Consider the following 7,164-nt stretch of genomic DNA (forward strand, 5'->3'; position numbering starts at 1 on the left):
AAGGAAAGTCATGGAACAGATCAGGGATATCATGCGCACGATGGAATACGGCCCGGCGCCGGAGGCCAACGAGGATGTGCTCGCCTGGCTGAAGGCTCGGGCCGCCGGCATCGGTCATTTCATCGGCGGAAAATTCACAGCGGCCGGCAAGGAGGAAAGCTTCGTTACGCTCAATCCCGCGACCGAGGCCGAGCTTGCGCGCGTTGCGCAGGGCACGGGCGCCGATGTCGACGCGGCGGTGAAGGCCGCGCGGGCAGCCTATCCCAAATGGGCCGCGCTTTCCGGCCACGAGCGGGCGCGCTACCTCTACGCCATCGCCCGGCACATCCAGAAGCGCGAGCGCTTCTTTTCCGTGCTCGAAAGCATGGACAACGGCAAGCCGATCCGCGAGACGCGCGACATCGACATCCCGCTGGTGGCGCGCCACTTCTACCACCACGCCGGCTGGGCGGAGATGGTGGAGAGCGAGTTCGAGGGCTTCTCGCCCGTCGGTGTCTGCGGGCAGATCATCCCGTGGAATTTCCCGCTCCTGATGCTCGCCTGGAAGATCGCGCCGGCGCTTGCGGCGGGGAACACGGTGGTCCTGAAGCCGGCCGAGCTGACGCCGCTGACCGCCACAGCCTTTGCGGAAATCTGCCTGGAAGTCGGGCTTCCCGCGGGCGTCGTCAACATCGTCCATGGCGACGGGCGCACGGGCGCGGCGATCTGCGAGCACGAGGATGTCGACAAGATCGCATTCACAGGCTCGACGGAGGTCGGCCGCATCATCCGCGAGCGGCTCGCGGGCTCCGGCAAGAAGCTGTCGCTGGAGCTGGGCGGCAAGTCGCCTTTCATCGTCTTCGAGGATGCTGATCTCGACGGCGCCGTGGAAGGGGTGGTGGACGCCATCTGGTTCAACCAGGGTCAGGTCTGCTGCGCGGGCTCGCGCCTTCTTGTGCAGGAGGGGGTTGCCGAGCGGTTTTACGACAAGCTGAGGCGGCGCATGGAGAATCTCCGCATCGGCGCGCCGCTTGAAAAAGGCATCGATGTCGGCGCCATCGTATCGGCGGAGCAGCTGAAGCGCATTACCTCGCTCGTTGCGAAGGGGGAGGAGGAAGGCGGCACGCTCTGGCGCGCGAAGGGTCCGCTACCGGAGAAGGGCTTTTTCTTTGCGCCCTCCTTTTTCACGGATGTCGATCCCGCCTCGACCGTGTGCGGGGTGGAGATCTTCGGGCCGGTTGCAGTTGCGATGACCTTCCGTACGCCGGCCGAGGCTGTGGCGCTCGCCAACAACACGCGCTATGGCCTTGCCGCCTCCATCTGGTCGGAGAACATCAATCTCGCCCTCGACACGGCGGCGAAGGTGAAGGCCGGCGTCGTCTGGGTGAACTGCACCAATATGCTGGATGCCGGCGCGGGTTTCGGCGGCTATCGCGAGAGCGGATATGGCCGCGAGGGTGCTCGCGAGGGGCTGTACGAGTATCTGGTGAGCGGCGTCGAGAAGGCGCTGAAGCCCGCCAAGGAGCCGGCGCCCTTCAAGCCGCTCGGCGCGCCGGAAGGAGAGCGCCGTTTCGCGAGCCTCGGCCGCATCGATCGCACCGCCAAGAATTATGTAGGCGGCAAGCAGGCCCGGCCGGACGGCGGCTATTCCTACGACGTCACCGGCAAGGATGGGGCCATCATAGGCCAGGCTCCGCTCGGCAACCGCAAGGACATCCGCAATGCGGTGGAAGCTGCGGCCAAGGCCGGAGGCTGGGGCGGGGTGACTGCCCACAACCGGGCGCAGGTGCTCTACTATGTGGGTGAGAACCTCGATGCCCGGCGCGAGGAGTTCATCGCCCTCCTTGTCGAAAGCACCGGCCAGAACGCCAAGGCCGCTTCCGCCGAGTTCGACATCGCCCTGAGGCGGATCTTCTATTACGCCGCTCAGGCCGACAAATATGACGGCGCGGTGCATGCCACGAAGTCGCGGCACGTGACGCTTGCCATGAACGAGCCCTGGGGTGTGATGGGCATCGTCGCGCCCGAGGAGGCGCCGCTTGCGGCATTCATCTCCCTCCTCCTGCCGGCGATGGCCATGGGCAACCGCGTTGTGGCGATCCCCTCGACCCGCCACCCGCTGATCGCCACCAATCTCTACCAGGTGTTCGACACGTCCGACGTGCCGGGCGGCGTTGTGAATATCGTCACCGGCGAGAAGGACGTGCTCGCCAAGACGCTGGCCGAGCACGACGAGGTGGCCGCCATGTGGTATTTCGGCTCGAAGGAGGGCAGCGCCATGGTGGAGCGCGCCTCCTGCGGCAACCTGAAGGCCACCTGGGTGAGCGACGGCAAGGGGCGCGACTGGCTCGACGACCGCCAGGCCAAGGGCCGCGAGTTCCTGCGCCGCGCCACGCAGGTGAAGAATATCTGGGTGCCCTACGGCGAATGAGGCTCCGCCTCCCGCAGCGGAAGGCGGTCACATCCGCGCCAGCTTGGCGAAGCTCGGCTTCAAGTTGGCCATCACCTCTTCGTAGAGTTCGACATAGGGCCGGTAGACCTGGTTCCGGGCCCTGTCCGGCTCGACCACTTCCTGCGAGCGGTTGACGAAGCGCTTGGCGGTGGCCGCCATGTCAGGGAACAGGCCGGCCGCCTTGCCGGCGACGATGGCCGCGCCCAGCGTGCCATACTCCTCCCGGTCGAGGCTCGAATAGGGCAGGCCCAGTATGTCTGCCTTGATCTGCTTGAAGACGCGGCTGCGCGCCCCGCCGCCGATGCTGATGACTTCCTTCGGCGGCGTCTGCGGCGCGATCGTGCGCACGGCCTGGAGGTAGAGCGCGTATTCGTAGCCGATTGATTCCAGGATGGCGCGGTAGAGATGCGGCTTGCGGTGCGCCCAGGTCAGCCCGATGAAAGCGCCACGCATGTCCGTATCGTTGGGGGTGTTGCGGCCGCCCAGATGCGGGATGAAAACGAGCTTTTCCGAGCCCGGCGCGACCGTGGCGGCAAACTCGCCCAGCACCTCATAGGCATTGCGCCCGGTGGCGGTCCACTCCGACTTCTCCGGCCCGCAGAACTCGTCGCGGAACCAGCGCGTGTTGAGACCGCCGCCGGCCACATAGGCCATGGCGAAATAGAGGCCGGGCACCACATGCGAGGAGGTCATCAGCGCCTTGTAGGCAGTGTCGGTGGCAAAGCCGTCGAGCACCGTGGCGAAGATGGAGGCCGTGCCTGCCGCGTCATAGACGCTGCCCGGATCGACGATGCCCGCGCCCAGCACATTGGCCGCCTGGTCGCCGCATCCGGCGGCGATCGGCGTCCCTTCCAGAAGGCCGCATTCGGCTGCGGCGTCGCGGCTGACCTTTCCGATCACCTCCCACGGGTCGAGGATGCGCGGCAGCTTTTTCGGATCGATGTCGAAGCGGCCGATCAGATCCTCGTTCCAGCGGGAATTTCTCGTGTCGCCAAAGCAGGAGAAGACGAGATAGGTGCGGTCGATGAAGGCCTCTTCCGCGGGAAGTTTTGCCAGCCGCCCCGCCACATAGGCCGCGGGCTGGGTGAACTTGACGATCTTTTGCCAGATCTCCGGATGCTCGTGCTTCCAGTAGAGCATCTTTGGCCCGGCATTATAGGCAGGGGCGCTGCCGGCCGACGCGATGATCTCGCTTTCGATCTCCTTCAGCCGCGGCAGGTAGGCGGCGCAGCGATTGTCGAGCCAGGAGTCGTATTCGGTGGGCGAGGACCAGCCCTCCCCGACCGTCGAAAGCCCGGCCATCTGGCCGTCGAAGGCGATCGCCGCCACATGCTTCGGGTCGATCCCGCCCTGTTCCATCGCGGCGCGGATGGTGCGGATGGCGGAGCCGTAGATCTCCTCATTGATCTGCTCCACCCAGCCGGGCTTCGGGTAATAAAGCTTCGACTCCTCATAGGCGGTCCCGCAGAGCCGGCCATCCTCGTCATAGATGCCGGTCTTGGTGCCCATCGTGCCGATATCGACGCCGATCACATAGCGCGCCATCGTCTTCCTCCCTTGGTCTCGCCTCCTATTTCCCGGCGAGCGCCCGTTCGTCCTCTATCGTCCAGCGCGAATGCCGTCCATCGCCGATACCAAGCGCCGAGACGGGGGTGAGAGGCAGGCCGAGAATGCCGGGATAGATGGCCACTTTCCCGCTGAAGCGACCCTCCATCACCGCCTTGAGCGCCGCCGGGACGGCATCGAAGCCCGCGACCGCCTCGAGATTTTCCGTAAGGTCGAGCTCGCCCCGCTTCACCCTTTCGAGCACGCCAAGCTGGTCGGACACCGTCGAGCCGGTGGAACCGGTGATGCGCAGCCCGTCACTGACGATACGCGACAGCGGCAGCCGGCACGGCTCGCCCATCGCCACCCCGGCGAAGACCACCAGCATGCCGCCGGGCGCGAGCATCGCCGCCGCGCGCTCGACCGCGGCGACGCTGGGCGCCACCACCACCGCGTCGTCCACCTCGCCGAGGCCGGAAAGCGCCGCCTCAAGTTCCGCGTCTTCCAGCACGACGAGCTCGCGGCCGTGCGCCTTCGCCATGGGGGCAAAGTCGCGGCGCAAGGCTTCGAGCCGCGAGCCCTTGCGCGATGTGGCGATCACGCGCTTCGGCCCGTCCTTCAGTTCCAGCGCGCGGTGCGTGTGGATGCGCCCCATCGCCCCGCCCGCGCCCAAGATCAGCATAGTGCCGCCGGGCTTCACCTCGAAGCGGTTGCGCGCCGGGCCGAAGGCCTCGTCCACCTCGGGCCCGCGCGCGCCGACCACGGCGATCTCGTGATAATGGATACGGGCTATGTCGACATCGACGGGCAAGGGGTTGGGGTCCGCGGCGACCATCGCTAGAAGCCCACCCTTGCGCAGCATGCGGAGCGCCGCGGCTATCCGCGCAGGCTCGTGGCGTCCGCAGAGGACGATGTCGTCGAAAGCTTCGTCGCCGGCCGGCTCTCCTTGCCAGACCGTCACCTGGCGGGTATGCGCCCGCGCCCAGCTTTCGAGCGCCGGCGGAGCATCGATCAGCACCGCCTCGGCCGGAAAAACCTCGGCGGAAAGCGTGTGATGGGAGGCGTCCGGAGCGCCCCAGATGAGGAGCCGTCCGCCCTCCTTGAGCCCGACCCGGCTGTTCGGCCGGAAAGCGGCCTCGACGCAGGCATAGGGCTCCAGCATCGCCACTTCGGCAGCGCTCAGATCGGGCGGGACGTCGAACAGATAGGGTTTTCGCTCGCCGTCGAGCAAAGTGGGATCGAGCTTTATGAACTGGCTGAGCCCGCCGGGAAGATCCACCCCGACCGTCAGCCTTTCGCTGCCGGCCAGGACCGCCGGCTGCAGGCCAAGCCGCTGGCCCGGCCGGTAGCGGTGGCGCCAGTTGGCGCCGACATCGACCAGCGTGACCGCCAGCTCGTGGCCCAGAACCACGGGCGATTCGGACAGGTCGCGCTCACGGAAGAGCGCGTGCGAGGAGCCCATGCGGATGATCTTGATGTCGGAGGAGCAGATGCAGACCGCGTCCACCCGCGCGATCAGCTCGTCAGGTCCGGCGGCCCCAAGGGTTGCAGTGACGAAACGGCCCTCGCGGCCGATATCGCCGACATCACCACCCTCGAAGGGCCAGCTCAGGCTTGCAAGCGCCGGGCCCTCGGCGGGTTGATCCTGGTTCGATTTCGACACGGAGCTCTCGTCTTCCATGCGGGATTTCTGATGTTTCCGCGCGGCGGATACGCGCGGGCGGCGAGCAGGCCTTCCTGGGTTCAGGGCGCGCGGTTTCCGGCGGTTCCAGGCGGGCGGTCCTTCGCGCTCATTTCCCTCTTCCAATCTATGGCAATTATTTTTTTTCTCGCATAGAAATATGAAATTGTCTATTTTTTTCGGGGAGGAGCGACGATGCAGTTCGGAATCCACAGCCTCGTCTGGGTCGGTGACTGGTCGCCGAAAAACAGGGATTTCGCCATGGCCAGAACCAGGGAGCAGGGTTGGGACCACCTGGAGGTGGTGATCTTCGATCCCGCCACGCTCGAGGCCGACGCGACGCGCCGGGCCGCCGAGAGGGTGGGCCTGCCGCTGGTCGCGGGCATGACCCTGAACCCTGACGCGGACCTTTCCAGCCCCGATCCGGAGATCGCCCGGCGCGGCGAGCAGCTCGTCGCGGACGCCATCGTCGCGGCCCGGGATCTGGGCTCCCCGATCCTTGGCGGCATGACCTATTCGGCGCTGCACCGCTACCAGCGGCCGGCCGGCCGGGAGGTTTTTGCGCGCGCCGTCGAGGCTTATGGGCGGCTTGCGGAGCGGGCGGAAGCGGCCGGCATTCGCCTCGGCATCGAGCCGGTCAACCGCTACGAATCCTCTTTCGTGAACACCCTGGGGCAGGCGGTGGAGATCATCGAGGCGGTCGGTTCGAAGAGCCTGTTCGTGCAGATGGACACCTACCACATGAACATCGAGGAGACGAATGTCGCCTCGGCCGTCGCCGCCGCGGCGCCGCATCTCGGCTATGCGCATATTGGCGAGAGCAACCGGGGCCGCCTCGGCGCCGGCAATTTCGACTTTCCCGGCTTCTTCCGCGCGCTGAAAGCGGCGGGCTATGACGGCCGGCTGACGCTGGAATCCTTCTCGCCCGCCATTGTCGGCGAGGAGATCGCCGGGGTGCTCGCGCTTTGGCGGCAGCCGTGGGAGGACGTCAAGGAGAACGCTCGCCATGCGCTCGCCTTCCTGCGGCAGCAGGCGGCGGCTGTGCACTGATAGACGCCTTCGCATTCCCGTTGTACAGCCTCTCACTGGTTCGCGCCCCTTGGTGGGGACGGCGAGAACGTGCGTCATCGCTGCCACGCCCGGTTTTTTACCGTCTGGCCATTGAGGAAGGTGGGAAGCGGGGCGCGTGATCCGTGCCTCTCTGTTAGTTTATGTGGCGCGTTCCACGCGCCCCGCCGGCCGCTGTCCCGACATTGGCCGGTCACTCGGGCCCTTCCATCTCCCCGGCTGCACCCAATTAGGGGGTGGTCTTAGCCGGGCCGAAGGAAAAGCCCTAGCGGCTTCTCCGCGGTTTCCGCGATGCTGTCTCTCACCCAGCATCCGTTTTTCCGAGATGCAGTCTCTGACCCTGCATCCCGGCACCGCCGGCCTGTCGCGGGCCCTCAGCATGCCTCCAGGTACCGATCCCTGGAGGGGGAGGTTGCCGCCGCTCTCCCGAACACCCGGT

General features: G+C 66.5%; 4 protein-coding genes. 2 read left to right on the top strand and 2 right to left on the bottom strand.

Annotation, left to right across the window (positions count from 1 at the left end):
- Nucleotides 1-10 precede the first annotated feature (10 nt).
- Nucleotides 11-2,410, top strand: a complete 2,400-nt coding sequence (locus tag RIN79_RS15925; RefSeq protein WP_309085656.1) for an aldehyde dehydrogenase family protein — start codon at nucleotides 11-13, stop codon at nucleotides 2,408-2,410.
- A gap of 27 nt (nucleotides 2,411-2,437) precedes the next feature.
- On the opposite strand, the gene RIN79_RS15930 is transcribed toward RIN79_RS15925, so the two are convergent.
- The gene (locus RIN79_RS15930) at nucleotides 2,438-3,976 is read right to left on the bottom strand and encodes an FGGY family carbohydrate kinase (protein ID WP_309085657.1); all 1,539 of its coding nucleotides are present in this window, start codon (nucleotides 3,974-3,976) and stop codon (nucleotides 2,438-2,440) included.
- Between the two features lie 25 nt (nucleotides 3,977-4,001).
- On the bottom strand, nucleotides 4,002-5,657 hold the full coding sequence (locus tag RIN79_RS15935; RefSeq protein ID WP_309085658.1) for an alcohol dehydrogenase catalytic domain-containing protein: 1,656 nt from the start codon (nucleotides 5,655-5,657) through the stop codon (nucleotides 4,002-4,004).
- A 195-nt stretch (nucleotides 5,658-5,852) separates the two neighbouring features.
- On the opposite strand from RIN79_RS15935, the gene RIN79_RS15940 reads away from it, so the two are divergent.
- Complete coding sequence (locus tag RIN79_RS15940; protein WP_309085659.1) at nucleotides 5,853-6,707, top strand: sugar phosphate isomerase/epimerase family protein; 855 nt, start codon at nucleotides 5,853-5,855, stop codon at nucleotides 6,705-6,707.
- The last annotated feature ends 457 nt before the right edge of the window (nucleotides 6,708-7,164 follow it).

Origin of the sequence: Chelativorans sp., assembly GCF_031180965.1 — a bacterium.
Classification (GTDB): domain Bacteria; phylum Pseudomonadota; class Alphaproteobacteria; order Rhizobiales; family Rhizobiaceae; genus Chelativorans.

What these genes read in the sequence shown, in the direction of transcription:
- RIN79_RS15925 (WP_309085656.1), top strand. Translation starts at nt 11, where the DNA reads ATGGAACAGATCAGGGATATCATGCGCACGATGGAATACGGCCCGGCG.
- RIN79_RS15930 (WP_309085657.1), bottom strand. Translation starts at nt 3,976, where the DNA reads ATGGCGCGCTATGTGATCGGCGTCGATATCGGCACGATGGGCACCAAG.
- RIN79_RS15935 (WP_309085658.1), bottom strand. Translation starts at nt 5,657, where the DNA reads ATGGAAGACGAGAGCTCCGTGTCGAAATCGAACCAGGATCAACCCGCC.
- RIN79_RS15940 (WP_309085659.1), top strand. Translation starts at nt 5,853, where the DNA reads ATGCAGTTCGGAATCCACAGCCTCGTCTGGGTCGGTGACTGGTCGCCG.